Here is a 26,303-nt window from a genome sequence, read left to right as displayed (position 1 = left end):
CCACACCCCGCCGCCACACCCGCCGCCAGCCACGACCCGACAGAGCGGTGGGTAACCGCGAACGGTGGTGGCCCGACCGACGGTGATGACGTGAACGACTCAGCTCCATAGGCACCGCCGCCCACGTCATCGACCGCCGCCCACAGTCCCGCCTGGGTCACCGTTCCCCGCCGGCCGGGGACCGCACCCACGACCAGGCAATGGCCCCGCCCCGCGTCACCCTCCAGCCAGGCCACGGCATCGCGTACGCCCAGGTCAGATCAGACATGCCTCAATCGACTACGTAAAGACCCTGCCCCAGAACCGACGGATTACCCGATCAACGTTCAAAGACGCGGCACTAGCCGGGCAGGGCGTCAACCTCCAGCGCCGAGCGGGAAGCAACTGCCGCAACCTGGCGCCGAGCCCGCCGGCCGATCCACCACAGCAAGACGAACGCGGCGGCCATCACCAACCCGAACGAGGCGAGGCCCAGCACCGCGCCAGCCTGCTCCCGACCGGGCTCGACCACGCGTCGCCACAGACCATCGTCGCCCTTGCCACCAGTTGCCCAGTCGACGCAGTTCCACGCCGTGTGCAGGCCCAGCGGCAGCGCCAGGCCGCGGCTGGCCAACGCCGCCATGCCGAACACCAGCGCTCCAGGAATCGAGCCGAACACCGCGTTGTCCCACGAGGAGCCACCGAGAATATGCTCGACGCAGAACATCGCCGCCGTCCCTGCAAGCGCGGTCGCGACGCCGTAGCGGGCGTCCAACGCGCGCAGCGGATAAGCGCGGAAGGCAATCTCCTCGCGAGCGGCCAACAGAAGAAGGCCGAAGCCGGTGAGCAACATGAAGCTCACGTCCACCGGCTCTCCCGCCACGAGACGCACCGGAGCGAACGCGAGCATCAATCCCACGTGAGCTGCGGCCATGCCGACACCCAGCACGATGCCCGCACCGAAGCGCGCAAGGCTGCCGCGCTCGGGCACCAATCCGACCTGAGCCGCGCGTAACCCTTCCCAACGCAGAAACGGCAGGGTCAGAAGCAAGGTCGCGAGGCCCGCGACGGCTCCCGTGACAACCATGCGCCACGCAGCGGACACGTGCGAGGTGACCAGCGAGGCGATCACCAGCACGACCATCGTCGCGACCCAGAACGCCAGCACCCGCCAGGCGGTGGCCCAGCGCCCACCGGAGGATGGAGTGGTGGCAGAGTCGCCTGGCATGGCGGGATAATACTCTCGGCCGGCGCGGCGCCGCCGCCGCCAGTTCACACCGACGGGATCACCGGTTCGATCCCGGTACCACCCATAAAGGTCGAAGGCCACTTCCCGGCTTCGGGAGTCCGGCTCGGATCGCCCGAACGGGTCAGGAGGCGCCGTCGGCGCGCAGCGGGAGAACCGTCGGCCGGGCGGCGTCCAGCAGCGAACCGAGCACCGCGCCGATCTTGTCAGCCGGCATCGGCTTGAAGAAGTGGTACCCCTGGGCCGCCGTGCAGCCCAGCTCCGCCAGGGCGAGCCGCTGCTCGGCGGTCTCCACACCCTCGGCGACCACCCGCAGGCCCAGCTCGTGGGCAAGCCCGACGGTCGCCCGGACGATCGCCGCCGCCTCCGGCGAGTCCGCCATCCGGATCACGAACGACCGGTCGACCTTCAGCTCGTCCACGGCGATCCGGGTCACGAACGCCAGCGACGAGAACCCGGTGCCGAAGTCGTCCACCGCGAGCTGCACGCCCATCGACCGGAGCGTGGCGAGCACCTCGTCGATGATCTCCAGCTCGCTCATCACCACGGTCTCGGTGATCTCCAGCACCAGGCGGCGCGGCGGGACCTGATGCCGGCGCAGCGCCTCGCCGATCTCGGCCGGCAGCCGGGGGTCGAGCAGGCTGCGGGCCGACAGGTTCACCGAGATCGGCACGTCCAGGCCCGCGCGGGCCCAGTCGGCGGCCACTGCGAGCGCCTTGTCCAGCACGTACCGGGTGAAGGTGCCGAGCTGCTCGCTGTTCTCCACCGGGCGGATGAAGTCGCTGGGGCCGAGCCAGCCCCGGCGCGGGTGCCGCCAGCGGATCAGCGCCTCCACCCCGGTCGGCGCGCCGGTGGCCAGGTCCACCGCCGGCTGGAGGGCCAGCACGAGCTGGTCGTCGGCGGCGAGCGCCTCCCGCAGCTCCGCGAGCAGCGCGAGCTGGTCGGTGCTCGCGGCGTCCCGGGAGCTGTCGTACGCGGCGACGCTGCCGCCGCCCTCCTTGGCCTGGTACATCGCGATGTCTGCCCGACGCAGCAGCTCGGTCAGGTCGGCGGTGCCGGCGTCGGCGACCACCACCCCGACGGAGACCTCGACGGACATCCGCACCCCGGCCACCTCGGTGGGGGCGGCCATCCGTTCGGCGATCTCCCGGGCCTGGCGCAGCGCGTACGCCATCGGGGCGGTCCGGCCGCCGAGCACCGGGACGCTGGTCAGCAGCAGGGCGAACTCGTCGCCGCCGAGCCGGCCGAGCAGGTCGCCCGAGCGGGTCAACGCGCCGAGCCGGTTGGCGCCCAGCCGCAGGAGCTGGTCGCCAGCGGCGTGCCCGAGGGTGTCGTTGACCTCTTTGAACTGGTCGATGTCGAGCAGCAGCAACGCCACCGGGTGGTCGTGGGCGCGCTGCCGCAGCGCCTGGTCGCCCTTGCTGAGCATGGCGGCCCGGTTGAGCAGCCCGGTGAGCGGGTCGTGCACCGCCTCGTACGACGACCGGGCGGTGACCAGCCGCAGCTCGCGGTGTGTCGCGGCGTCGTGCAGCGCGGCGGCGAGCGCGTCGGAGAACGCGGCGACGGCGTCCTGGTCGCGGGCGCTGGGCGGCGCGGAACGGGGGAAGTGGACCCGCAGCTCGCCGACCCGGGTGGCACCGACGGTCAGCGGCCGGACCAGCTCGTGCTCGTCGGGGCCCAGGCGGGCGGGCGGGCCGATCTCCCGGTCGACCACCTGGCCGGACGTGTCACCCCGGTAGCGCCGCCACCGGCCGTCGCCGCGGGCCACGTCCACGTCGACCAGCTCGGCGCCGAAGAGGTTCAACGCGCCGGTCACCGCGGCGGTGGCGACGCCCCGCTCGTCGAGCTGGTTGAGCGCGGCGGTGGCCTCGGCGAAGGCCCGCCAGGTGCGCCGCTCCTGGTCGGCGCGGAGCCGGTGCCGGTAGGTCTGCTGGAGCAGCCAGAGCACGGGCGGGAGCAGCAGCAGCCAGCGGGCGTCGATCTCCAACAGCGCCACCACGCCCAGGCCGACGGCCACGTTCCCGACGAACATCAGCAGCTTGCCGCGCAACGCGGCGATCAACGGTGGGCCCATCGGCACGCCGTGCCGCAGCGCCACGGTGGCCCCGCCCAGCCAGGCGCTCACGAGCAGGTAGGTCACCGAGCCGGCCAGCAGGGCCAACGCGAGTTCCGGCGTGGGGGCCGCCAGCAGGGGCGCGCCGAGGGCCGTGGCGACGGTGCCGGCGAGGGCGGTCGCGGCGGTCAGCGAGGTCGCGATGCGGACGGTCTCCAGCGGCGGCCGGCGGTCGGCGGCCAGGGACAGCGTCGTCCAGGCCGCGCCGGCACCGAGCAGCGTGGCGGCCGGGAGCCAGCCGGCGGGCACCAGGTAGAGGCAGACGATGAGCGCGGCCTCGCCCCAGGTGATGCTGACCATTCCGGAGCCGGCGCGGAACCGCAGCCGGGCGAGCTGGGCCACGGCGAACGCCGCGACGCCGAGGCCGAACCGGGCGGGCCCCGGGAGCGGGTCGTCGGCGGGCAGATGGGTCGGGAGGGTGAGGCCGACCACGGCTGCCGCCAGGGCCGTCAGGGCCACGGCGGCGGTCAGCAGCAGCACTCGGCCCGGGATGCCGCGTACGCCGAGCCGGACGAGCCGGTCGCCGGCCCTGCCGGAGGTCACCGACCTCCCCCGTCCGCCGGTCGTCGCACGGTACGGCGGGCAGCCGTCGCTGACCCGGTCATCGACGCCCCCTCCCGCGCGCGGCTCGGGGACTTTTGGCCCCCGGCGGAAGGCTAAGCCAAAGCCGGTGGCCGCAACAGGGGGCGACGACCGGGTTCGGCGTGAATCACGCGCGGATCATCCGTTTCAGCCCTGCTGGGGCCGCTTGGCAGCGTTCGGGCGTGACTCCTGCCTCGCAGTCCCGTCTGTCGGATCGACGACTCCCGCGTCGGCCCGGCCCGCATCGACGCCACCCGGCGCCGGGAACCGGTCGGGCAGCCGGCGCAGCCGGGCGTTCATGTTGCGGATCAGCAGCACGGTGGCGGTCGCCAGCACCAGGATGAGGAAGAGGCCCATCGGACCGGCGAGGCCACCGGTGCGAGTGTCACCGAAGTTGTTCTCCGCGAGGACCTGGGCAGCGGTCAGCATGGCGTTCCTCCGTTGTGCGGCTGGTGACCAGGGTAGCCCCCCGCCGGATCAGCGGGCATGGGCCGTCTCGCGCACCCCGGCGAAGAGGTCGGACTCGGGCAGCGGGCTGTCGACCACCGAGCGGGCGAGCTGGAAGTCCTCCGTCGGCCAGGCGCGCTGCTGGAGCTCCATCGGCACGTGGAACCAGAAGCCGTCCGGGTCGATCTGGGTGGCGTGGGCGCGCAGCGCGTCGTCGCGGACCGGGAAGTACTCGGCGCACTCGACCCGGGTGGTGATCCGGGGGCCCTTGTCGGGGCGGTCCTCCCACCGCTTGAGCCACTCCTCGTACGGCGACTCCAGGCCGGCGGCGAGCATGCCCTCGTGCAACGCCAGGATCTTGCCCCTGGAGAACCCGACGTCGTAGTAGAGCTTGAGCGGCTGCCAGGGCTCGCCGAGCTCCGGGTGACGCGCCGGGTCACCCGCGGCGTCGAAGGCGGCGACGCTCACCCGGTGGGTCATGATGTGGTCCGGGTGCGGGTAGCCGCCCTCCTCGTCGTACGTGGTGATCACGTGCGGGCGGAACTGGCGGATCAGGCGCACCAGCGGGCCGGCGGCGACCTCGACGTCCTGGAGGGCGAAGCACCCCTCGGGCAGCGGCGGCAGCGGGTCGCCCTCCGGCAGCCCCGAGTCGACGAAGCCGAGCCACGCCTGCTCGACGCCGAGGATCGCGCGGGCCGCGTCCATCTCGGCGCGGCGGATGTCGCCGATGTTGGCCCAGACGTCCGGGCGGTCCATCTTCGGGTTGAGCACGCTGCCGCGCTCGCCGCCGGTACACGTCACGACCAGGACGTCGACCCCCTCGGCCACGTACCTCGCCATGGTCGCGGCACCCTTGCTCGACTCGTCGTCGGGGTGCGCGTGGACGGCCATGAGACGCAGCTGCTCTGCCACTTGCGGCGCTCCTCGTTCGTGCCCACCGGCGCTGACCTGTCGACGACGCGGCCGACCTGTCATCCTTGACTCATCATCGGTGACTCAGCAGTCGTCCGGTGAGTCAGCGCCGGGCTGGGAAGATGGACTCTGCCATTCTTGCCGATGCCGCCGACAACAACGCCAGGAGATACCCGCCGGTGACCGAGACGCACGCCACAATCGCTTCCGGCGCGCCGGTGTTCCCGCCGGGCCGCTACGGCCGCCGCCGCGAGCCCGCCCGCCGCCGCCCGGCGCTGGTCGCCCTGCTCGCCGTCGCCCTGGTGGCGGTGCTCGGCGTGGCCGCGTTCAGCCTGTACGGCAAGTACGGCGACCCCGACTACGACGCCCAGATGATCACCTACACCGACATCACCGACTCACAGGTGGTGGTCGACTTCCGGGTGGCCGTCCCGGCGGGCGGCTCGGCGACCTGCGCGCTGCGGGCCCGCTCGCACGACGGCGCCGAGGTGGCCCGCGAGGAGGTGACGGTGACCGCCCGACCGGGCGAGTCGCAGGTGACCGCCCGGCACCGGCTGGCCACCAGCGCCCGGCCCTTCATCGGTGAGGTGGTGCGCTGCCGTCCAGCCGGCTGAGCTGCCGGAACACCCCCTCACACGCGCACCGCGGGTCGTCCCACCGGCACCCGCGGTGATCGTCGGCACCCCGGCGGGCGGGGCACTGGTAACTTGGTAGTTCACCCGTCAGCCAGTCCGCACAACCGAGGAGACCGCCTGTGTCCAACACTGGCAACGAGGCGCCCGCCACCTGGCTGTCCCAGGACGCGCACGACCGCCTCCAGGGCGAGCTCGACGAGCTGATCGCCAACCGACCGGTCATCGCCGCCGAGATCAACGCCCGACGCGAGGAGGGCGACCTGCGGGAGAACGGCGGATACCACGCCGCCCGCGAGGAGCAGGGGAAGGCGGAGGGGCGGATCCTCTACCTGAAGGAGCTGCTGCGCACCGCCCAGGTCGGCGAGGCGCCAAGCGCCGACACGGTGTCCCCCGGCATGGTCGTCACGATCTACTTCGACGACGACACCGACGACACCGAGACGTTCCTGCTCGGGTCGCGGGAGATCTCGTCGACGACCGAGTTGACCGTCTACAGCCCGGAGTCGGCGCTGGGCAAGTCGATCCTCGGCACGAGGCCCGGGCAGACCGTCACCTACACCGCCCCCAGCGGCGCGGACATCAAGGTGACCGTCGTGAGGTTCGAGCCGTTCGCGGGCTGAGTCACCCCTGACCCGTGGTCCCCGGGGCCGGCGGCCGGCCCCGGGGGGCCACGGGTCAGGACTCGGCGGCGAAGACCACCTGGTAGCCGCTGGCCCGCAGGGCGCTGATCAGCGTGTCGGAGTGCTCGACCCCCCGGGTCTCCACCGACAGCGCCACCTCCACCTCGCCGAGCCCCAGGTGCGGGTTGGCCCGCTGGTGCTCCACGTCGACGACGTTCGCCCGGTGCTCGGCGATCTCGCTGAGCAGCGAGGCGAGCTGCCCCGGCCGGTCCGAGCAGCGCACGGTGAACCGCAGGTACCGGCCGGCCGCCGCCAGGCCGTGCTCGATGACCCGCAGCATCAGCAGCGGGTCGATGTTGCCGCCGGAGAGCACCGCCACCGCTGGCGTCTCGACCTGCACCACGCCGGCCAGCAGGGCGGCCACGCCCACCGCGCCGGCCGGTTCGACCACCTGCTTGCCCCGCTCCAGCAGCATCAGCAGCGCCCGGGAGATGTCCTCCTCGGAGACGGTCACCATCTCGTCGACGAGCTTGCGGACGTGGTTGAAGGTGATCTCGCCCGGGCGGCCCACCGCGATGCCGTCGGCGATCGTGCTGAACGCGGGCAGCCGGACCGGCTCCCCGGCGACCAGCGAGGGCGGGTACGCCGCCGCACCGGCCGCCTGCACGCCGATCAGCCGCACGTCCGGCCGCAGCGCCTTGGCCGCGACCGCCATCCCGGAGATCAGGCCGCCCCCGCCGACCCCGGCGATGATCGTCCGCACGTCCGGGCACTGTTCGAGGATCTCCAGCGCCACGGTGCCCTGCCCGGCGATCACGTCCCGATGGTCGAACGGGTGGATGAGGATCGCCCCGGTCCGCTCGGCGAAGGCCTGCGCCTCGACCAGCGACTCGTCGACCGTGTTGCCGACCAGCTCGATCTGGGCGCCGTACCCCTTGGTGGCGGCGACCTTGGGCAGCGGCGCGTTCACCGGCATGAACACGGTGGCGTGCGTGCCGACCAGCCCGGCGGCGAGCGCCACCCCCTGCGCGTGGTTGCCGGCGCTGGCGGCCACCACGCCCCGGTCGCGCTCCGCCGCGGACAGCCGGGAGATCCGCACGTACGCCCCGCGCACCTTGTACGACCCGGCGCGCTGCACGTTCTCGCACTTGAGCCAGACCGGCCCGCCGAGCACCGCGCTCAGCGGGCGAGAGGGCTCCAGCGGGGTGGTGCGGGTGACGCCGGCGAGCAGTTCCCGCGCGGCCCGCACGTCGGCGATACCGACCAGTTCCGTCATGCCCCGATCGTGCCACCCGCCGCCGCGGCGTCCGGCGGCGACACCGTGCCGGCCCCGCCCGCTACCTGCGGCGACGGGTCCGTGACGGCCGGCCGGCCGTACGGCACGGGGGCGCCCGGCCAGCCGTACGGGGCCGGCCCGGCGGGAACGGCGAGCGCGATCCGGGCCTGCTGGGCTGCGGTGATCCGGCGGACCAGCACGATCAGCGCCGCCGCGGCGGTCAGGCAGGCGGCCAGCGGGACGAGGTTGCGCACCAGTGCGTCCTGGTAGTAGCCGACGTACGCCTGGAAGCCGATGTCGTTGAACGGGTCCTCGGGCAGCCGCTCGTACGCCCGGTTGTCGGTCCGGCTGGCAAACCGCTCGCCGAGGCTGAACACCAGCCAGGCGGCCCACCACACGCCCACCAGGACCGAGGTGCGGGCCCGCCACAGGCTGTCCCGGGCGATGCCCGCCACCACCCGCACCGGCACCACGACGTTCGCCAGCGGCACCAGCCACCCGGCGATCGCCCAGCCCGGGCTGAACTGCGGCAGCGCGCCGGGGAACGCGTCCAGGTTCTTGCGGGCCCGCCAGGTCCAGATGATCATCAGCACGGCGGCGGTCAGGTAGGTCGCGCCGAACGGCAGGATGAACAGCACCTCGAGGAGCACTGCGCCGAGCAGTACGTCGGTGTCCTGCGCCTCGGCGGCACGGCGGGCCAGCACCGCGCCGACCGCCGGGTAGAACGCCACCAGGGTGTAGAGCACCGCCGTGGCGGCGACGGCGGCCGCCACCGCGCGTCCGAGCCCGCCCACCGGGTACGTCGGCACCCCGGGCGCCACGGGCGGCTGCCCGAGCGGGGTGCGGCAGGTGGAACACTCGTTGAGGGTCGGGGACGTTTCGCCCCCACAGGTCTGGCACCGCATGTGGTCCGTCCGGGGTGTGCGTCGGTCAGGAGCGCCACACGCTAGACGATCAAGCGGCGGCCGGTGACCCCGTCCCGACCCGGGGGTAGCCGGGCGCGTGCCGGGCCCAGGGCGCCTGGAGCTCGAACTGGCCGGCGACGCCGAGCAGCAGCAGCTCCGAGCCGGGCGGGCCGACGAGTTGCACCGCCACCGGCAGCCCGTCGGGGCGGCGGCCCACCGGCACCACGATCGCGGGCAGGCCGGCGATGTTCCACGGGGCGGCGTACGGGGCGTACCGGATGCTGGCCTTCATGTTCGCGCTCCAGGACCGGCCGGACCAGCCGGTGGCCTCCGGCGGCGGGCCGGCCAGCGCCGGGGTGAGGAGCAGGTCGACCGAGTGGTCGGCGAAGAAACCGATCGAGCGCTCGCGCCAGGCGATCCGGTCGGCCTCCCGGACGTACCCCCGGCGCTGCGCCCACTCCCCCAGCGCGACGTGCCGGCGGCTGCGCCGCTGGAGGTCGCGCCGGTCGAGGCCGGCGGCCCGCACGTCGGCGGCGGCCGCCGCGAACCAGGTGGCGATGCCCTGTAGCCCCAGCCGGGTCGGGTAGACCGGGTCGGCGGGGACGGTGTCGTGGCCGGCGCCGGCGAGCAGCCGGCCGGCGGCGGTGACCGCGTCCCGGTTGGGCACGTCCGGCGAGACGCCGCGCACCGGGGACCGCAGCGAGACGCCGACCCGCAGCCGATGCGGCGGGACCAGCTTCTCCTGCGGCCGGCCGGCGAGCACCTGGAAGCCGACGGCCGCGTCGGCGACCGTGGAGGCCAGCATGCCGTGCTCGGTCAGGCCGAACCAGTCGTCGGCGCCGAGCTGGCAGGGGACCACGCCCCGACCGGGCTTCAGCCCGACCAGGCCGCAGCAGGCCGCCGGGATGCGGATCGAGCCGAGGCCGTCGTTGCCGTGCGCCATGGGCACCAGCCCGGCGGCGACCGCGGCGGCGGCCCCGCCGGAGGAGCCGCCCGGGGTGCGCCGGGAGTCCCACGGGTTGCGGGTGACCGCGCTGCTGTCGTCGGTGAGCGCCCAGAGTCCGAGTTCCGGCATCCGGGTCACCCCGAGGATCACCGCGCCCGCGCCGCGCAGCCGCCGGACCACCTCGTGGTCGGCCTCCGCCACCGCGCTGCGCACGGCGGCCGAGCCGTTCCAGGTGGGCAGGCCGGCGACCGGGGTGTTCTCCTTGACCGCGACCGGCACCCCGGCCAGCGGCAGGTTCGCCAGTTCCTCCTGCTCGTCGACCTTCTCCGCCTCGGTGATCGCCTCCCCGCCGCGCACCGTGCGGAACGCGGCGAGGTCGGCGTCGACCCGGGCGATGTGGTCGAGGTGGTCGGCCACGACCTGGGTGGCGGAGACGTCGCCCCGGCGTACGCCGCGGGCGATCTGCTTCGCGGTCGCGCCCACCCAGGTCGGCATGATGTCCTGCACGGCCACCCTCCCCAGCCAGCGGTCAGCCCAGCGCCTGCTCCAAGTCGGCGAGCAGGTCGTCGACCGTCTCGATGCCGACAGACAGTCGCACGAGATCGCCGGGAACTTCAAGCGGCGAGCCGGCAGCACTTGCGTGTGTCATCCGGCCCGGGTGCTCGATCAGGGATTCCACCCCGCCGAGGGACTCGGCGAGCACGAAGAGCTTCGCCCGGTTGCAGATCTCCACGGCGTGCTGCTCGCCGCCGGCGGCCCGGAAGGAGATCATGCCGCCGAACCGGCGCATCTGCTTGGCGGCGACCTCGTGCCCCGGGTGCGACGGCAGGCCCGGGTAGCTGACCTGACCGACCTTGGCGTGCCCGTCCAGGTACGCGACGATCCGCTCGGCGTTGTCGCAGTGCCGGTCCATCCGGACGCCCAGCGTCTTGATCCCGCGCAGGGTCAGCCAGGCGTCGAACGGGCCGTTGACCGCGCCCATCGCGTTCTGGTGGTAGCGCAGCTCGTCGCCCAGGCCACGGTCGGCCACCACCAGCGCGCCGCCGACGACGTCGGAGTGCCCGCCCACGTACTTGGTGGTGGAGTGCACCACCACGTCCGCGCCGTGCGCGATCGGCTGTTGCAGGTACGGCGACGCGAAGGTGTTGTCCACCACCAGCAGCGCCCCGGCGTCGTGGGCGACGGCGGCCAGCGCGGCGATGTCGGCGATGCCGAGCAGCGGGTTGGTCGGCGTCTCCACCCAGACGATCCGCGTCGCGCCGGGCCGGATCGCGGCCCGCACGGCGTCGACGTCGGAGACCTTCGCCGGGGTGTACGCCAGCCCCCACCGCTCGGCCACCTTCGCGAACAGCCGGTACGTGCCGCCGTACGCGTCGTCCGGGATCACCACGTGGTCGCCCGGCTTGCAGACGGCGCGCAGCACGGTGTCCTCCGCCGCCAGGCCGCTGGCGAAGGTGAGCCCGACGGGGCCGCCCTCCAGCGCGGCGAGGCACTCCTGGAGCGCGTCCCGGGTGGGGTTGCCGGAGCGGCTGTACTCGTAGCCCTGCCGGGGCGCGCCGACGGCGTCCTGGGCGTAGGTGCTGGTCTGGTAGATCGGTGGGATCACCGCGCCGGTGCGGGCCTCGGGGTCCTGTCCGGCGTGGATGGCGAGCGTCTCGAAGCCGTGACTCATGCCCGAGACGTTAGTCGGGGTTAGCCTGGCCGGATGGGCGGGTGCGTGTTCTGCGGGATCGTGGCGGGCGACGTGCCGGCGTTCCGGGTGGCCGACACCCCGGACGGGGTCGCCTTCCTCGACACCCGGCCGGTGTTCCGGGGGCATCTGCTGGTGGTGCCGCGCGGCCACCTGGTCACCCTGGCCGACCTGCCGGCGGACGCGCTGGCCGGCTACTTCGGGCTGGTCCAGCGGCTCGCCGCGGCGGTGGAGTCCGGTCTGGCGGCGGGCGGCACGTTCGTGGCGATGAACAACCGGGTGTCCCAGTCCGTGGCGCACCTGCACACCCACGTCGTGCCGAGGACGAAGGGCGACGGCCTGCGCGGCTTCTTCTGGCCCCGCACCCGCTACGCCGACGACGCCGAGGCGCGGGGGTACGCCGAACGGGTCGCCGCCGCCCTGGCCGGCGGCTGAACCGGGGCGCGAGCCGGTCGGGCGGACCCGCCACCGACCGGGTCCGCCACCGCGGCGGGGCGGCGCGGCCTGATCGCGGGCTGGGCGGGTAAGGAACCGGGGCCCGGCGGTGTTGCACGCGGGGACAGGTACGAGAGGAGTTCCACCGTGTTCCTTCGCCGCATGAAGGGCGAACTGCCCACCCCCGACCAGGCCCTGCCCGGCCGTCCGATCGCGATGCCGATCGGCGACCGGCACGAGGTCCTCGGGTCGTCGCTGAAAGGGCCGTTCCCGGAGGGCTCGCAGGTCGCCGTCTTCGGCATGGGCTGCTTCTGGGGCGCCGAGCGCCTGTTCTGGGCCCTGCCGGGCGTGCTCACCACCTCCGTCGGCTACGCGGGCGGCAGCACGCCGAACCCGACGTACGAGGAGGTCTGCTCGGGCATGACCAGGCACGCCGAGGTGGTCCAGGTGGTCTACGACCCCACGACGATCAGCTACGAGGACCTGCTCAAGGTCTTCTGGGAGAACCACGACCCGACCCAGGGCATGCGCCAGGGCAACGACGTGGGCACCCAGTACCGGTCGGCGATCTACGCGAGCACCGACGAGCAGCTCGCCACCGCCCAGGCCTCGCGGGACGCCTTCGCGCCGATCGTGGCGCGGGCCGGCAAGGGCGAGATCACCACGGAGATCGAGCGGCTCGGCGACTACTACTTCGCCGAGGACTACCACCAGCAGTACCTCGCGCCGACGAAGAACCCGAACGGGTACTGCAACCACGGGCCGAACGGGCTGAGCTGCCCGGTGGGCATCGCCCGCACCGCCTGACCGGCGACGGACGCCGGCCGGCGGGACCGGCCGGCGTCAGGCCGCCCACAGGACGACGGTCCAAAGTGGCGTTTGTCACACCTGTCCGGCCTGGCGAACCGGGCAGGCGGCCGGGGGCGGGCGCAAACGACCGGCCGCCGGACTTTTCGCGTGCGCGGTGGCGCGCATCTTAGCAAGCCGTAACGGCAGTGACATCACCTCAACAGGCGAACCACGCTCACCTCTGGCAGCATTGCCTGGCATGTGCGGACTGGCTGGGGAGTTTCGCCGCGACGGCTCGCGGGCCGATGTCGCGGCGGTGGAGCGCATGGCGGCCACAATGGGCGACCGGGGCCCCGACGACAGCGGGGTGTGGTCCCAGGGGCCGACCGCCCTCGGCCACCGCCGCCTGAAGATCATCGACCTGTCGTCCGCCAGTGGGCAGCCGCTGGTCGACCCGGCGTCCGGGCTGACCGGGGTCTTCAACGGCTGCGTCTACAACTACCGCGAGCTGCGCGAGGAACTCCAGGCCAAGGGGCACCGGTTCTTCTCCTCCGGCGACAGCGAGGTGGTCGTCAAGGCGTACGCCGAGTGGGGGCTGGACTTCGTCGACCACCTGGTCGGCATGTTCGCCGTGGCGATCAGCGAGCGGGACAGCGGCCGGCTGGTGCTGGCCCGGGACCGGCTCGGCGTCAAGCCGCTCTATGTGGCCGAGGCCCCGGGCGTGGTGCGCTTCGCCAGCACCCTGCCGGCCCTGTTGGCCGGCGGCGGCGTGGACACCACCATCGACCCGGTGGCGCTCGCCCACTACCTGAGCTTCCACAGCATCGTGCCGCCGCCGCGCACGATCCTGCGCGGGGTGGCCAAGCTGCCCCCGGCCACCGTCCGGGTGTACGAGGCGGACGGCAGCACCCGCGAGCGGGTCTACTGGGAACCGTCCTTCACCCGGCACGAGGAGCGGGCCCGCTGGTCCGCCCGCGACTGGGAGGACGCCCTGCTGGAGTCGCTGACCACGGCGGTGCGCCGCCGGATGGTCGCCGACGTCCCGGTCGGCGTGCTGCTCTCCGGCGGGCTGGACTCCAGCCTGGTGGTGGCCCTGCTGGCCGGCGAGGGCCAGCGCGGTCTGTCCACGTTCTCCATCGGCTTCGACGCCGTCGGCGGGCGGACCGGCGACGAGTTCGTCTACTCCGACCTGGTGGCGAAGACGTTCGACACCGACCACCACCAGATCCGGGTGGCCGCCCGCGACCTGCTGCCGCCCCTGGAGGCGGCCGTGGCGGCCATGAGCGAGCCGATGGTCAGCCACGACTGCGTGGCGTTCTACCTGCTCAGCCAGGAGGTGTCGAAGCACGTCAAGGTGGTCCAGTCCGGCCAGGGCGCGGACGAGATCCTCGGCGGCTACCACTGGTACCCGCCGCTGGCCGGGGTCGACCGGGAGCGGGCCGCCGAGACGTACGCGAAGGCGTTCTTCGACCGGGACGCGGCCGGGCTGGCCCGGGTCCTCGACCCGGCGTGGCTGGCCGACGGCGACCCGGCGCGGGAGTTCGTGGCCGCCCACCTGGCCCGGGCGGGCGCGCAGACGGCGGTCGACGCCGGCCTGCGGATCGACACCCAGGTCATGCTGACCGACGACCCGGTGAAGCGCGTCGACAACATGACCATGGCGCACGGGCTGGAGGCCAGGGTGCCGTTCCTCGACCACGAGTTCGTGGAGCTGGCCGCGACCTGCCCGCCGGAGCTGAAGCTGGCCCAGGACGGCAAGGGCGTGCTGAAGGAGATCGGCCGCCGGGTCCTGCCGCACGAGGTCATCGACCGACCGAAGGGCTACTTCCCCGTGCCGGGCCTCACCCACCTGGAGGGCAAGCTCCTCGACCGGGTACGCGACGCGCTGCATGCGCCGCAGGCCCGCCGCCGCAACCTGTTCCGCACCGAGTACGTCGACGCGCTGTTGTCCGACCCGAACGCCGAACTGACCCCGTTGAACGGAAACAAGCTGTGGCAGCTGGGACTCCTGGAAATGTGGCTCCAGAGCCACGGAATCGACTGACGGTGACCGACACACTGGCTACCGGGACGGCGCCCACCGACCGGGAGCGGGTGCTCGGCCGGCGACGCGAGCGCGTCGGGCCGGGCGGGGACCCGGTCGCCCCGGGCGGCAGCGGGGACCCGGAGCGGCCGGAGCGGAACGCCGGCGTGGTGCTCGACTGCGGCTGGGGCCGGCTGGTCTTCGGTCAGACCTTCGCCGACCAGGCCGCCGTGGCCGCGGTGCTGCGCTCGGAGGCCGCCGGCGCCCGGGACATCTGCATCTACCTGCGTGACCCGCACGTGCTGGTGTCCCGGCTGCCCGACGAACTGTTCATCGACCCGTCGCTGACGTACCGGCTGCGGCTGCCCGCCGGCCCGGTCGGCCGGCCGGACCCCGACGAGCAGGACGACCTGCCCGGGCTGCGGATCCGGACGCTGCGCGACGCCGACGACGCGGACGCGGTGAACCGGATCTACGCCCGCAACGGCATGGTCACCGCCCCGGTCGACGTACTGGTCGACAACGCCCGCACCGACCGGTTCCTGCACCTGGTGGCCGAGGACGCCACCGGGGACGTGGTCGGCACGATCACCGGCGTGGACCACGTCGCGGTCTTCGCCGACCCGGACAACGGCGCCAGCCTGTGGTGCCTCACCGTGGACTTCAACACCGCGCCGCCCGGCACCGGCCAGGCCCTGCTCACCGAGCTGGCCGCCCGGCTCACCGAGCGCGGCAGGGCGTTCGTCGACCTGTCGGTGCTGGCCGAGAACACCGGGGCGATCCGGCTGTACGAGCGGCTCGGCTTCTACCGCACCGCCACGCTCTGCGTGAAGCGGAAGAACCCGATCAACGAGCGGCTCTTCCTGCCCGCCACCCCGCCCGGGTACGACCGGCTCAACCCGTACGCGAGGATCGTCGCGGACGAGGCGATGCGCCGGGGCATCCGGGTGGAGGTCACCGACCCGGCGTGGGGCGAGCTGCGGCTGAGCAACGGCGGCCGGACGATCGTCACCCGCGAGTCGCTGTCCGAGCTGACCTCTGCCGTGGCGATGAGCCGGTGCGACGACAAGCGGGTGACCCGGCGGATCCTCGCCGAGGCGGGCCTGTCGGTGCCGGTTGGCCGGACCGCGACCGGGGACGCCGCGGACGCCGCGTTCCTGGCCGAGGTCGGCCGGGCCGTGGTGAAGCCGGCGCGCGGCGAGCAGGGCAACGGCATCACCGTCGGGGTACGCACCCCGGAGGCGCTCGCCACCGCCGTCGCGCTGGCCCGGGGCTTCTGCCCGGACGTGCTCGTCGAGGAGCTGCGCGACGGCGAGGACCTGCGGGTGATCGTCATCGACCACGAAGTGGTCGCCGCGGCCGTCCGCCGGCCCGCGCAGGTGACCGGCGACGGGATGCACGACATCGCCGAGCTGATCGAGCGGCAGAGCCGCCGCCGGGCCGCCGCGACCGGGGGCGAGTCCCGCATCCCGGTGGACGACATGACCCGGGACGTGCTCGCCGAGGCCGGGTACGAGCTGGGCGACGTGCTGCCCGAGGGGACGGTGCTGGCCGTCCGCCGGACCGCGAACCTGCACACCGGCGGCACGATCCACGACGTCACCGGCGAGCTGCACCCGGAGATCGCCGAGGCGTGCGTGGCGGCCAGCCGGGCGCTGGACATCCCGGTCACCGGGCTCGACCTGCTGGTCGGCGCCCCGGACCGGCCGGAGCACGTGTTCATCGAGGCGAACGAGCGGCCCGGCCTGGCCAACCACGAGCCGCAACCGACCGCCGAGCGCTTCGTCGACCTGCTCTTCCCCGGCACGCGGGCACCGCGACGACTCTGGTCACCGGCGGGTGCGGCAAGCTCTCCGGCATGACCGCACGCAATCCCGTCCCGCTGAAGATCGACCTGGACTACCTCCGCCAGGTGCTGGTGGAGCTGCTGGAGATCCCGAGCCCGTCCGGGCGCACCGACCACGTGCAGCAGTACGTCGGCGAGCGCCTCTCCGCGCTCGGGATCTCCTCCACGCTGACCCGGCGGGGCGCGCTCAGCGCCTGCCTGCCGGGCCCCAGGGAGACCGGCGCGGACCGGGCGATCGTGGTGCACACCGACACCATCGGCGGCATGGTGAAGCGGCTCAAGGAGAACGGCCGGCTGGAGCTGAAGCAGATCGGCACGCACAGCGCCCGGTTCGCCGAGGGCGCACACGTGCGGATCTTCACCGACGATCTGGACCGGGTGGTCACCGGCCAGGTGCTGCCGCTCAAGGCCAGCGGGCACCGCTACAACGAGGGCGTCGACCTCCAGGGGGTCGGCTGGGAGCAGGTCGAGGTCCGGGTCGACGAGCCGGTGGACGACGAGGCCGGGCTGCGTGCCCTCGGCATCGACGCCGGGGACTTCGTGGCGTTCCTGCCCAACCCGGCGGTCACCCCCAGCGGGTACGTCAAGTCCCGGCACCTGGACGACAAGGCCGGGGTGGCGGCGGTGCTGACCGCGTTCAAGGCGATGGTCGACGCGGGCGTGACCCCGGCGGTGACCGCGCACCTGCTGGTCACGGTCACCGAGGAGATCGGGCACGGCGCCAGCCACGGCCTGGACCCGGACGTCGCGGAGATCGTCTCCGTGGACGCCGCGGTGGTCGCCCCCGGGCAGCAGTCCCGGGAGAACGCGGCCACCCTGGCGATGGGCGACGGCGTCGGCCCGTTCGACTACCACCTCACCCGCAACCTCGCGGCGATCGCCCGGGAGCACGGGGTAAACCTGGTCCGGGACGTCTTCGACTACTACCGCTCGGACGTGGCGGCGGCGGTCGAGGCTGGCGCGCACGCCCGGGTGGCCCTGCTCGGCTTCGGGGTGGACGCGACCCACGGCCACGAGCGCACCCACCTCGACGGGCTGGCCCACCTGACCCAGCTCCTCTGCCTCTACCTCCAGAGCGACCTGGTCTTCCCCGAGTGGGACGCCGAGCCGGAGGGCGACCTGGCCGACTTCCCCTCGCTGGCGGTGCAGCCGGCCAGCGAGGAGGGCCCGCGCGAGGGCCCGATTGGGATCACCGACTGAACGCCCCCCTCGGCTGACTGTGCGCATGGCGGGGGCGGTTCGGTAGTGGTGAGCCGACGGTCGAGGGCGGCCGGAGACCTCGTCGGCTCCCTTTGGAGCTGATGTCGTGGACGGATCGGGTGCCGGGCGCGTGATGTCGTGGACGGATCGGGCGCCGGGCGCGTGTCGTGGACGGATCGGGGCGCCGGGCGCGTGATGCCGTGGACGGATCGGGCGCCGGGCGCGTGATGTCGTAGACGACTCAGCTCCAAAGCGTCCGCACAACTACCTCCTGACCAGGGACGCCGGCACGAACGGTCGCCGCCCTTCCGGCCCTGTGATCGAAATCCGTTGCCGCCACCCCGGGGAAGTGGATAGCGTGGTCGTACACGGGAAAGGAGGTGGTCCAGACTTGTATAGCAATCGGACTCGTGAGGTGGCTGTCCGCTAGCCGCTGTCCTCGACAGTGAAAACTCGCCCGCCGTGAGGCGGGCAAATGCACCATCGTCGAGACCGTGTGGCAGCGGTGCGGCGAAACCACGACAGCCACCCGACCCCCGGGGTGCCGGCCCAGTCCAGCCGGCCCGTGCGCGAGCACGGAAGCCCCGGGGGTCGCTTCATGTCCGGCGGAGCCGGACCGGTCAGCTCAGCCGGGGAGGCCGCTTTGTCCATGCGTGAGCTGGTGGTGCTCGGGACGGCCAGCCAGGCGCCGACCCGGGCGCGCAACCACAACGGGTACGTGCTGCGCTGGGACGACGAGGTGATCCTGTTCGACCCGGGCGAGGGCAGCCAGCGGCAGCTCCTGCACACCGGCGTCACCGCCACCGACCTGACCCGGATCTGCGTCACCCACTTCCACGGCGACCACTGCCTCGGCCTGCCCGGCACCATCCAGCGGCTCTCCCTGGACCGGGTCCCGCGCCCGGTGGCGGTGCACTTCCCGGCCGGCGGCGCCGAGTACTTCGCCCGGCTGCGGCACGCGTCGAGCTTCCACGAGACCGCCGAGCTGGCCGTCGAGCCGATCACCGCCGACGGGCAGCGGATCGCCCTGCGCGCCGGCACGCTGGAGGCCCGCCGGCTGCGGCACCCGATCGAGACGTACGGCTACCGGCTGGTCGAGCCGGACGGCTGCCGGATGCTGCCGGAGCGGCTGGCCGCGTACGGCATCGCGGGACCGGCCGTCGGGGAGTTGCTCCGCGCCGGCCACCTGGAGGTCGGCGGACGCCGCGTCAGCCGGGACGAGGTGAGCGTGACCCGGCCGGGGCAGCGGTTCGCCTTCGTCATGGACACCGGGCTCTGCGACGGGGTGTACGCCCTCGCCGAGCACGCCGACCTGCTGGTCATCGAGTCGACGTTCCTGGCGTCGGAGGCCGCGCTCGCCGCCGAGGTCGGGCACCTCACGGCCGGCCAGGCCGCCCGGGTGGCGGCCGAGTCGGGGGTACGCACACTGGTGCTCACCCACTTCTCCCAGCGGTACGCCGACGCCCGGCGCTTCGCCGACGAGGCCCGGGAGCACTTCGCCGGCGAGCTGGTGGTCGCCGAGGACCTGACCACCGTGCCAGTGCCGCCCCGGCGGGTAGCCTCGGGCGGGTGACGATCACCCTGCGCCACGCGACCGTCGACGACCTGCGCCCGGTGGGGGCGCTGCACCAGCGGTCCCGAGTGGCGGCGTACTCGTCGTTCCTGCAGGCGGCGGCGCTGGCCGACCCGACACCGGAGGCGATGGGGGCGTACTGGGCCGAGCGCTGGACGTGGGAGCGGGACACCAACCTGATGACCGTGGCAGAGCGGGACGGCCGGCTGGTGGGGTTCAGCTACCTCGGCCCGGACGACCAGGACGACCCGGCGACCGGCCTGCTCAACGCCATTCACCTCGACCCGGACGAGCGGGGCCGGGGCACCGGCCGGGCGCTGATGGTGGACGCGCTGGCCACCATGCGCGGCCGGGGCTGGCGCCGGGCGGTGCTGTGGGTGCTGGAGCGCAACGCCCGGGCCCGCCGGTTCTACGAGCGCGGCGGCTGGCACCCCACCGGGGAGTGCCGCGACGAGCACATCGGCACCACCCGCACCCCCCAGCTCCGCTACGCCCGCGAGATTGAAAAGGTGGTCACCCCGAGGTAGCCGCCGCTGCTGGATGCTCAGTGGGCACCGAGGTGGGCGAGCAGGTCCTGCCGGGTCAGCACGCCCTTGGGCTTGCCGTCCACCAGCACCAGCGCCGCGTCGGACTTCTCCAGCAGCGCGACCGCCTCGCTCACCGGCTGGCCGCCACCGATCATCGGCAGCGGGTCGGCCATGTGCCGCTCGATCATGTCGTGCAGGTGCGCCTGGCCGGTGAACAGGGCATCGAGCAGGTCCCTCTCCGCGATCGAGCCGGCCACCTCGCCGGTCACCACGGGCGGCTCGGCCTTGAGCACCGGGAGCTGGGAGACGCCGTACTCGCGCATGTAGTCGATGGCGTCGCGGACCGTCTCGGTCGGGTGCACGTGCACCAGCTCGGGCAGCCTGCCCGGCTTGCCGGCGAGGGCGTCGGCAACGGTCGGCTCGCTGCCCGAGTTGTCCAGGAAGCCGTACCGGGCCATCCAGTCGTCGTTGAAGATCTTCGACAGGTACCCCTTGCCGCTGTCCGGCAGCAGCACCACGACCACGTCGTCCGGGCCGGCGGCGCGGGCCACCTCCAGGGCGGCGACCACGGCCATCCCGCAGGAGCCGCCGACCAGCAGCCCCTCCTCGCGGGCCAGCCGCCGGGTCATCTCGAAGGACGCCTTGTCGGAGACCTCCACGATCTCGTCGGTGATGCCCCGGTCGTACGTCTCGGGCCAGAAGTCCTCGCCGACCCCTTCGACCAGGTACGGCCGGCCGGTGCCGCCGGAGTAGACCGAGCCCTCCGGGTCCGCGCCGACGATCCTCACCCGCCCGTCGGAGGCCTCCTTCAGGTACCGGCCGATGCCGGAGATGGTGCCGCCGGTGCCCACCCCGGCCACGAAGTGGGTCAGCCCGCCGCCGGTCTGCTTCCACAGCTCCGGGCCGGTGGTCTCGTAGTGCGAGCGCGGGTTGGCCGGGTTGCTGTACTGGTCGGGCTTCCACGCGCCGGGGATCTCCCGGGCCAGCCGGTCGGAGACGTTGTAGTAGGAGCGCGGGTCCTCCGGCGCGACGGCGGTCGGGCAGACCACCACCTCCGCGCCGTACGCCCGCAGCACGTCCTGCTTGTCCTGGCTGACCTTGTCCGGGCAGACGAACACGCACCGGTAGCCCTTGAGCTGGGCCACCAGGGCCAGCCCCACGCCGGTGTTGCCGCTGGTCGGCTCGACGATGGTGCCGCCCGGCCGCAGGATCCCGGCGGCCTCGGCGTCCTCGACCATCCGCAGCGCGATCCGGTCCTTCACCGAACCGCCCGGGTTGAGGTACTCCACCTTCGCGAGCACGGTCGCCCGGATGCCCTCGGTGACGTTGCGCAGCCGTACCAGCGGGGTGTTGCCGATCAGCTCGACGACGTTGTCGTAGTACTGCACCTCGTTGTGCCCTCCGTTGCAGCTCCGGCGACGGCGGCCGGGCAGACGTTGATTCGACGCCCAGGGTACGTGCCGTCAGGGCGTCACATGCCCCGGGATGACCGAGCTTCGGCGGGTCTCCCACTCCAGGAACCGTTCGGTCTCCGCCAGCACGGCGCCGGCCAGCCAGGTCACCATGACCGCGTCGTCGGCCAGCCCGAAGATCGCCAGCGGGATCTCCGGGAGCAGGTCGATCGGCGAGACGATGTACGCCGTCGCCGCGGTCATCAGGGCCAGCCGGAGGCCGCCGTCGTACTCGCCCCGGGTGGTGGCCCGGATCATCCGGGGCAGCGCCTTCAGCCGGGCGCCCAGCGACGGGCCACCCCGCGCCCCGGCGGTCAGCGCCCTGGCCAGCGCCGTGAACGCCGCGCCGCGTTTCAGTGTCTTTCCCATCTCCACGCCCCTCTCCGTCCGACAGCGTGCGGTATCGGTGCAAGTGGTACCCGAAACCGTCGGATCCCAGCCATCGGAGAGGGCAGCACGACGACAGCGGCATGTCGTGCCGGCGCGATAATGTCGCGGTATGGGGGTCGCTGGTTCCGTCGTACCGGTTGGTCCGCGCTGGCGGCGCGCCCGGCGGGTCGCCCGCCTGGCGGCGCTCGGCACGGGTGCCACCGCCGCTGCCGCCGTCGCCACGGGCGGGGTGCTGATCGGCCAGGCCCGGCAGGCCCGCCGGACCATCCCGATGGCCGAGGCGCCCCCGCCCCGCTGCGACGGCGTCTACGGCGCGAAGCTTCCCGGCCCGCCGCTGACCGTGGCGATCCTCGGCGACTCCTCCGCCGCCGGGTACGGGGTGCACCGCCGCCGGGAGACCCCCGGCTCGCTGCTGGCCACCGGGCTGTCCCGCCGCCTGCACCGTCCGGTGCGGCTGCACCGGTTCGCCGTGGTGGGCGCCATCTCCTCCGGGCTCAAGCCACAGGTGGAGTCCGCGCTGGAGTGCCTGCCCGACGTCGCGGTGATCCTGATCGGCGGCAACGACGTCACCAACCGCACCCCGGCGGGCCTGGCCGTGCGCTACCTGGTCGACGCGGTCCACGCGCTGCGCGGGGCCGGCTGCGAGGTGGTGGTCGGCACCTGCCCCGACCTCGGGGCGATCCAGCCGATCCGGCCGCCGCTGCGCTGGCTGGCCCGGCGGTGGAGCCGGCAGCTCGCCGCCGCCCAGACGATGGCGGTGGTGGAGGCGGGCGGCTGGGCGGTCTCCCTCGGCGACCTGCTCGGTCCCCGGTTCGCGGCCGAGCCGACCAGGATGTTCGCCTGGGACCGGTTCCATCCCTCCGCCGAGGGGTACGCGATGGCCGCCGCCGCGCTGCTGCCGACCGTGCTCTCGGCGCTCGGTACCGGGCAGGACCGTCGCCCTGGCCTCGCCCGCGGGGAGGGCGTACGGTCGCTGCCGGAGGCCGCCCAGGAGGCGGCCCGGCACGCGGGCACGGAGGTCAGCGCCACCCAGGTCCGCGGGCGCGACCGCGGGCCGGCCGGGCGGTGGGCGCAGCTGCGTCGGCGGGCCTTCTTCGGCGTCGGCGCGGTGCCGCACCCCGGCCCGGCCGCCGACTCACCCACCCTGGAGGGACGGCCATGACCGAGCACAGCGGCAGCCACGGCGCGGGTGACCGGGGCCTGGGCGCGGAACTCGCGCTCCGGCTGGGCCGGGCCGCGGCCCTGTCCCTGATCGCCGGGACGATCGGCGGCGCGGCCGTCCTCGCCGGCGAGGCGTTCGTCGCCCGCAACCGCCCCTACGCCCAGCCGGAGCTGGGGCTGGCCCTGCGCGCCACGGTGGGGCGGGCCGGCGCCCCGCCGCTGCGGCTGGTCCTGCTCGGCGACTCGTCCGCCCTCGGGGTCGGCGTGGGCCGGTTGGGCGACACCGTCGGCGGGCAGCTCGCCAACCTGCTCGCCGAGGGGCCGGCGGGCCGCCGGGTGCACCTGTCCAGCGTCGGGGTCTCCGGCTCCCGCTCGACCGACCTGGCCACCCAGGTGGCCCGGGCGCTGCTCGGCCCGCGCCCCGACGTGGCGGTGATCCTGATCGGCGCCAACGACGCCACCGCACTGCGCCGGCCGGCGGAGGCCGGGGCGTACCTGGGGGCGGCCGTGCGGCGGCTGCGCGAGGCGCGGGTGGAGGTGGTCGTCGGGACCTGTCCCGACCTCGGCGCCGTCCGCGCGATCGCCCCGCCGCTGCGGCAGGTGGTCGGCTGGTCCGGCCGGCGGGTGGCCCGGGCCCAGACCATCGCCGTGCTCGACGGCGGTGGCACGGTGGTCGACCTGGGTGCCGAGACCGGCCCGGTGTTCCGGGCCGACGCCGGCACCTTCTGCCATGACGGGTTCCACCCCTCCGCCGACGGGTACCGGATCTGGGCGCACGCGCTGATCCCGGCGGTCGCCGCCGCGGCGAACGTCGCCTCCCGCCACTGACCGGCGCTACGGGGTGCGCGGCGGCCCGGACGCGGCCGGCCCGGGGTGACATTTCCCGCCGGGCGGGACGCTTCCCCGCCAAGTTACTGGCAAGTTAACGTTGGTTCATGCCGACTGAGTCGTCCCGCGACGCCGTCATCGTCGCCACCGCCCGGTCCCCCATCGGCCGGGCGCACAAGGGTTCGCTGCGCGACGTCCGCCCCGACGATCTCGCCGCCACCATCGTCCGGGCCGCCCTGGACAAGGTCCCCCAGCTCGACCCCACCGAGATCGACGACCTCTACCTGGGCTGCGGCCTGCCCGGCGGCGAGCAGGGCTTCAACATGGCCCGGGTGGTCGCCACCCTGATGGGCCTGGACGGCCTGCCGGGCGCCACCCTGACCCGGTACTGCGCCTCCTCGCTGCAGACCACCCGGATGGCGATGCACGCGATCCGGGCCGGCGAGGGCGACGTGTTCGTCTCCGCCGGCGTCGAGATGGTCTCCCGGTACGCCCGGGGCAACTCCGACGGGCTGCCGCCCGAGGCGCAGGCGCTGGTGGGCGGCGGCTGGGAGAACCCGAGCTTCGGGGCGGCGCGGGAGCGGTCGGCGCGGCGCGGACAGGGCGGCGCGGAGGTCTGGACGGACCCGCGCGGGTCCGGTGAGCTGCCCGACGTCTACCTGGCCATGGGGCAGACCGCCGAGAACCTGGCCCAGGTGTACGACGTGACCCGCGCCGACATGGACGCCTTCGGCGTGCGCAGCCAGAACCTGGCCGAGAAGGCGATCGCCGACGGCTTCTGGGCCCGCGAGATCACCCCGGTCACCACTGGCGACGGCACCGTGGTCGGCGCCGACGACGGGCCCCGGCCCGGAGTCACCCTGGAGGGGGTCGCCGGGCTGAAGCCGGTGTTCCGCCCCGACGGCCGGATCACCGCCGGCAACTGCTGCCCGCTCAACGACGGCGCCGCCGCCGTGGTGATCATGAGCGCCCAGCGGGCCCGGGACCTGGGCATCACCCCACTGGCCCGGATCGTCTCCACCGGGGTCACCGCCCTGTCCCCCGAGATCATGGGCCTCGGCCCGGTCGAGGCGTCGCGGCAGGCGCTCGCGCGGGCCGGGATGACCATCGACGACGTCGACCTGGTCGAGATCAACGAGGCGTTCGCCGCCCAGGTGATCCCCTCCTACCGGCAGCTCGGCATCCCCGAGGAGAAGCTGAACGTGATGGGCGGGGCGATCGCCGTCGGCCACCCGTTCGGCATGACCGGCGCCCGGATCACCGGCACCCTGCTCAACGCCCTGGACTGGCACGACGGGTCGGTCGGCCTGGAGACCATGTGCGTCGGCGGCGGTCAGGGCATGGCCATGGTCCTCGAACGCCTCGGCTGAGCCCGGTCCACCGGCGGGCCGGGCGGGTACCGGACCCGGCGGCGGTCAGAGCGCGGTACGGGTCGCCGTCACCTCGGCGGCGGCCCGGGCCAGCAGATCGGCGGCCGGGGCTGCGGCCAGCAGATCGGCGGCGACCACCCGGAGCTGGTCGGGCAGGGCGAGGTCGTTGCCGAGCCGGGGCACCGCCCGGCGGGGCTGCCCCTCGGCGTCGGCGGCGAGGTTCGCGAGCTCCTGCACCAGCCGGTGCACCAGGTCGGCCCGGGACACGTTGCCGCCCCCGGCGACCGCTGCCCAGCGCGGTTGCTGCCAGTGCCCGACCTGACGGACCAGCAGTCCCACCGCCCGGTCCAGTTCCGCTGCGCTCACCGCGCCGAGTCTAGGGCCGCCGCCGGGTCGGTGGCGACGGGCAAGCGCCGTGGCCCGGGCCCGACGGGCGGCGGCCGGCCCGCAGACGACGGCGCCCGCCGCCGCGGGTCGCGGGGGCGGGCGCCGTCGGCGACGCGGGTCAGTCGTCGCCCTGGAAGTAGCTCAGCAGGCGCAGGATCTCGATGTAGAGCCAGACCAGGCTGACCAGGATGCCGAACGCGGCCGTCCAGGAGTAGCGCTGGGGCAGGCCCATCCGGACGCCCTCCTCCACCTCCGCGAAGCTGAGCACGAAGCTCAGCGACGCGACCACGATGCAGACCAGGCTGAAGCCGATCGCCAGCGGGCTGCCGTCACGCAGGCCCGTGTTGACGCCGAACAGCGACAGCACCAGGTTGATCAGCATCACCGCGAAGAGACCGACCATCGCCGCGACCATGCCGCGGACGAACTTCGGCGTCGCCCGGATGACCCGTGCCTTGTACAGCATGGCCATCAGGAAGAACACGCCGAAGCTGGCCACCACGGCCTGGAGCACGATGCCGTCGTAGAGCGAGTTGAAGGCCTTGCTCACCATGCCGACGAAGACGCCCTCGACGACGGAGTACGCGACGACCAGCGCCGGGTTCGCCATCCGGGAGAACGAGATGATCAGGCCGAGCACCAGGCCGACCACTGCCGCGCCGATCCAGGCGACGCCGAGCAGCGAGTCCGGCACGAGCACCCAGGCCGCCGCGGCGGACACGCCGAGGATGCCGAGGAGCGTGACGGTCTTGACCACCACGTCGTCGATGGACATCGGCGTCACGGTGGGCGGCGCGGCCGGGTATCCGGTCGCGCCCGGGTACTGCTGGGGATAGCCGGGCTGCCCGTAGGGCCCGGTTGGGGCGTACCCGGTGGCGCGTTCCCGCTCGGCCGCCTGGCCGAGTCGGGCGAGCACCGGGTTCGAAGTCTTCACTGTCTGGCCTCCCTCAGGGGGTCGTCGCACGTGAACGT

At 73.8% G+C, this 26,303-nt stretch carries 24 protein-coding genes; 12 read left to right on the top strand and 12 right to left on the bottom strand.

Annotation, left to right across the window (positions count from 1 at the left end):
* Positions 1-340: 340 nt before the first annotated feature.
* The 4 genes from C5N14_RS25165 to mca form a co-directional block, all read right to left on the bottom strand.
* Positions 341-1,207, bottom strand: coding sequence for a CPBP family intramembrane glutamic endopeptidase (locus C5N14_RS25165; protein WP_117671302.1), 867 nt, complete (start codon positions 1,205-1,207; stop codon positions 341-343).
* A gap of 142 nt (positions 1,208-1,349) precedes the next feature.
* Positions 1,350-3,830: a bifunctional diguanylate cyclase/phosphodiesterase gene (locus tag C5N14_RS25160; RefSeq protein WP_117671328.1), complete on the bottom strand. Its 2,481-nt coding sequence runs from the start codon at positions 3,828-3,830 to the stop codon at positions 1,350-1,352.
* Between the two features lie 237 nt (positions 3,831-4,067).
* Positions 4,068-4,349, bottom strand: a complete 282-nt coding sequence (locus C5N14_RS25155; RefSeq protein WP_117671299.1) for a hypothetical protein — start codon at positions 4,347-4,349, stop codon at positions 4,068-4,070.
* A gap of 48 nt (positions 4,350-4,397) precedes the next feature.
* Positions 4,398-5,279, bottom strand: coding sequence for a mycothiol conjugate amidase Mca (mca, locus tag C5N14_RS25150; RefSeq protein ID WP_117671297.1), 882 nt, complete (start codon positions 5,277-5,279; stop codon positions 4,398-4,400).
* A gap of 179 nt (positions 5,280-5,458) precedes the next feature.
* Here mca and C5N14_RS25145 point away from each other — a divergent pair, with 179 nt between their 5' ends.
* Together C5N14_RS25145 and greA are read left to right on the top strand one after the other, a co-directional pair.
* A complete protein-coding gene (locus tag C5N14_RS25145; protein WP_117671295.1) occupies positions 5,459-5,893 on the top strand; it encodes a DUF4307 domain-containing protein in 435 nt (144 codons plus the stop codon).
* A gap of 140 nt (positions 5,894-6,033) precedes the next feature.
* Entirely contained in the window at positions 6,034-6,534 is a 501-nt protein-coding gene (gene greA / locus C5N14_RS25140) for a transcription elongation factor GreA (protein WP_117671293.1), read from the top strand.
* 55 nt (positions 6,535-6,589) lie between these two features.
* Here the strand turns inward: greA and ilvA are convergent, their stop codons facing one another.
* From ilvA to C5N14_RS25120, 4 genes are all read right to left on the bottom strand, one after another.
* Positions 6,590-7,810: a threonine ammonia-lyase gene (gene ilvA / locus C5N14_RS25135; protein WP_117671291.1), complete on the bottom strand. Its 1,221-nt coding sequence runs from the start codon at positions 7,808-7,810 to the stop codon at positions 6,590-6,592.
* On the bottom strand, positions 7,807-8,631 hold the full coding sequence (locus C5N14_RS25130; RefSeq protein WP_243640011.1) for a DUF4328 domain-containing protein: 825 nt from the start codon (positions 8,629-8,631) through the stop codon (positions 7,807-7,809). The genes ilvA and C5N14_RS25130 overlap by 4 nt, the downstream gene beginning before the upstream one ends.
* 133 nt (positions 8,632-8,764) lie before the next feature.
* Complete coding sequence (locus C5N14_RS25125; protein ID WP_117671287.1) at positions 8,765-10,174, bottom strand: amidase; 1,410 nt, start codon at positions 10,172-10,174, stop codon at positions 8,765-8,767.
* A gap of 16 nt (positions 10,175-10,190) precedes the next feature.
* A complete protein-coding gene (locus C5N14_RS25120) occupies positions 10,191-11,333 on the bottom strand; it encodes a cystathionine gamma-synthase (RefSeq protein ID WP_117671285.1) in 1,143 nt (380 codons plus the stop codon).
* Between the two features lie 33 nt (positions 11,334-11,366).
* Between C5N14_RS25120 and C5N14_RS25115 the strand changes: the two genes are divergently transcribed.
* The 7 genes from C5N14_RS25115 (at position 11,367) to C5N14_RS25085 (ending at position 19,744) form a co-directional block, all read left to right on the top strand.
* Positions 11,367-11,786, top strand: a complete 420-nt coding sequence (locus C5N14_RS25115; protein ID WP_117671283.1) for an HIT family protein — start codon at positions 11,367-11,369, stop codon at positions 11,784-11,786.
* A gap of 147 nt (positions 11,787-11,933) precedes the next feature.
* A complete protein-coding gene (msrA, locus tag C5N14_RS25110; protein ID WP_117671281.1) occupies positions 11,934-12,593 on the top strand; it encodes a peptide-methionine (S)-S-oxide reductase MsrA in 660 nt (219 codons plus the stop codon).
* A 241-nt stretch (positions 12,594-12,834) separates the two neighbouring features.
* Entirely contained in the window at positions 12,835-14,619 is a 1,785-nt protein-coding gene (locus tag C5N14_RS25105; protein WP_117671279.1) for an N-acetylglutaminylglutamine amidotransferase, read from the top strand.
* A 2-nt stretch (positions 14,620-14,621) separates the two neighbouring features.
* Entirely contained in the window at positions 14,622-16,460 is a 1,839-nt protein-coding gene (ngg, locus tag C5N14_RS25100) for an N-acetylglutaminylglutamine synthetase (protein WP_117671277.1), read from the top strand.
* On the top strand, positions 16,457-17,644 hold the full coding sequence (locus tag C5N14_RS25095) for an osmoprotectant NAGGN system M42 family peptidase (protein ID WP_117671275.1): 1,188 nt from the start codon (positions 16,457-16,459) through the stop codon (positions 17,642-17,644). Before ngg ends, C5N14_RS25095 begins: the two co-directional genes overlap by 4 nt.
* A 643-nt stretch (positions 17,645-18,287) precedes the next feature.
* Positions 18,288-19,217 (top strand): ribonuclease Z, encoded by a 930-nt coding sequence (locus tag C5N14_RS25090; protein ID WP_117671273.1) that lies wholly within the window; start codon positions 18,288-18,290, stop codon positions 19,215-19,217.
* Positions 19,214-19,744: a GNAT family N-acetyltransferase gene (locus tag C5N14_RS25085; RefSeq protein ID WP_117671271.1), complete on the top strand. Its 531-nt coding sequence runs from the start codon at positions 19,214-19,216 to the stop codon at positions 19,742-19,744. Before C5N14_RS25090 ends, C5N14_RS25085 begins: the two co-directional genes overlap by 4 nt.
* A gap of 17 nt (positions 19,745-19,761) precedes the next feature.
* On the opposite strand, the gene C5N14_RS25080 is transcribed toward C5N14_RS25085, so the two are convergent.
* Together C5N14_RS25080 and C5N14_RS25075 are read right to left on the bottom strand one after the other, a co-directional pair.
* Complete coding sequence (locus C5N14_RS25080) at positions 19,762-21,132, bottom strand: cystathionine beta-synthase (protein WP_117671269.1); 1,371 nt, start codon at positions 21,130-21,132, stop codon at positions 19,762-19,764.
* 75 nt (positions 21,133-21,207) lie between these two features.
* Positions 21,208-21,564: a YkvA family protein gene (locus C5N14_RS25075; protein ID WP_117671326.1), complete on the bottom strand. Its 357-nt coding sequence runs from the start codon at positions 21,562-21,564 to the stop codon at positions 21,208-21,210.
* A 130-nt stretch (positions 21,565-21,694) separates the two neighbouring features.
* On the opposite strand from C5N14_RS25075, the gene C5N14_RS25070 reads away from it, so the two are divergent.
* The 3 genes from C5N14_RS25070 (at position 21,695) to C5N14_RS25060 (ending at position 24,944) form a co-directional block, all read left to right on the top strand.
* The gene (locus C5N14_RS25070) at positions 21,695-22,747 is read left to right on the top strand and encodes an SGNH/GDSL hydrolase family protein (RefSeq protein WP_117671267.1); all 1,053 of its coding nucleotides are present in this window, start codon (positions 21,695-21,697) and stop codon (positions 22,745-22,747) included.
* On the top strand, positions 22,744-23,574 hold the full coding sequence (locus C5N14_RS25065) for an SGNH/GDSL hydrolase family protein (protein ID WP_117671265.1): 831 nt from the start codon (positions 22,744-22,746) through the stop codon (positions 23,572-23,574). Before C5N14_RS25070 ends, C5N14_RS25065 begins: the two co-directional genes overlap by 4 nt.
* Positions 23,575-23,681: 107 nt before the next feature.
* Positions 23,682-24,944 carry an acetyl-CoA C-acetyltransferase gene (locus C5N14_RS25060; RefSeq protein WP_117671263.1) on the top strand — a complete coding sequence of 421 codons (1,263 nt, stop codon included), beginning with the start codon at positions 23,682-23,684 and terminating at the stop codon, positions 24,942-24,944.
* Positions 24,945-24,989: 45 nt separating this feature from the next.
* Here C5N14_RS25060 and C5N14_RS25055 read toward each other — a convergent pair whose 3' ends face one another.
* Complete coding sequence (locus C5N14_RS25055) at positions 24,990-25,310, bottom strand: hypothetical protein (RefSeq protein ID WP_117671261.1); 321 nt, start codon at positions 25,308-25,310, stop codon at positions 24,990-24,992.
* A gap of 139 nt (positions 25,311-25,449) precedes the next feature.
* Complete coding sequence (locus C5N14_RS25050; protein ID WP_117671259.1) at positions 25,450-26,265, bottom strand: Bax inhibitor-1/YccA family protein; 816 nt, start codon at positions 26,263-26,265, stop codon at positions 25,450-25,452.
* Positions 26,266-26,303 lie beyond the last annotated feature (38 nt).

Source organism: Micromonospora sp. MW-13, from assembly GCF_003434305.1.
In the GTDB taxonomy this organism is placed as follows: Bacteria; Actinomycetota; Actinomycetes; order Mycobacteriales; family Micromonosporaceae; genus Micromonospora.
This window is presented reverse-complemented; position numbering and strand designations above follow the sequence as displayed.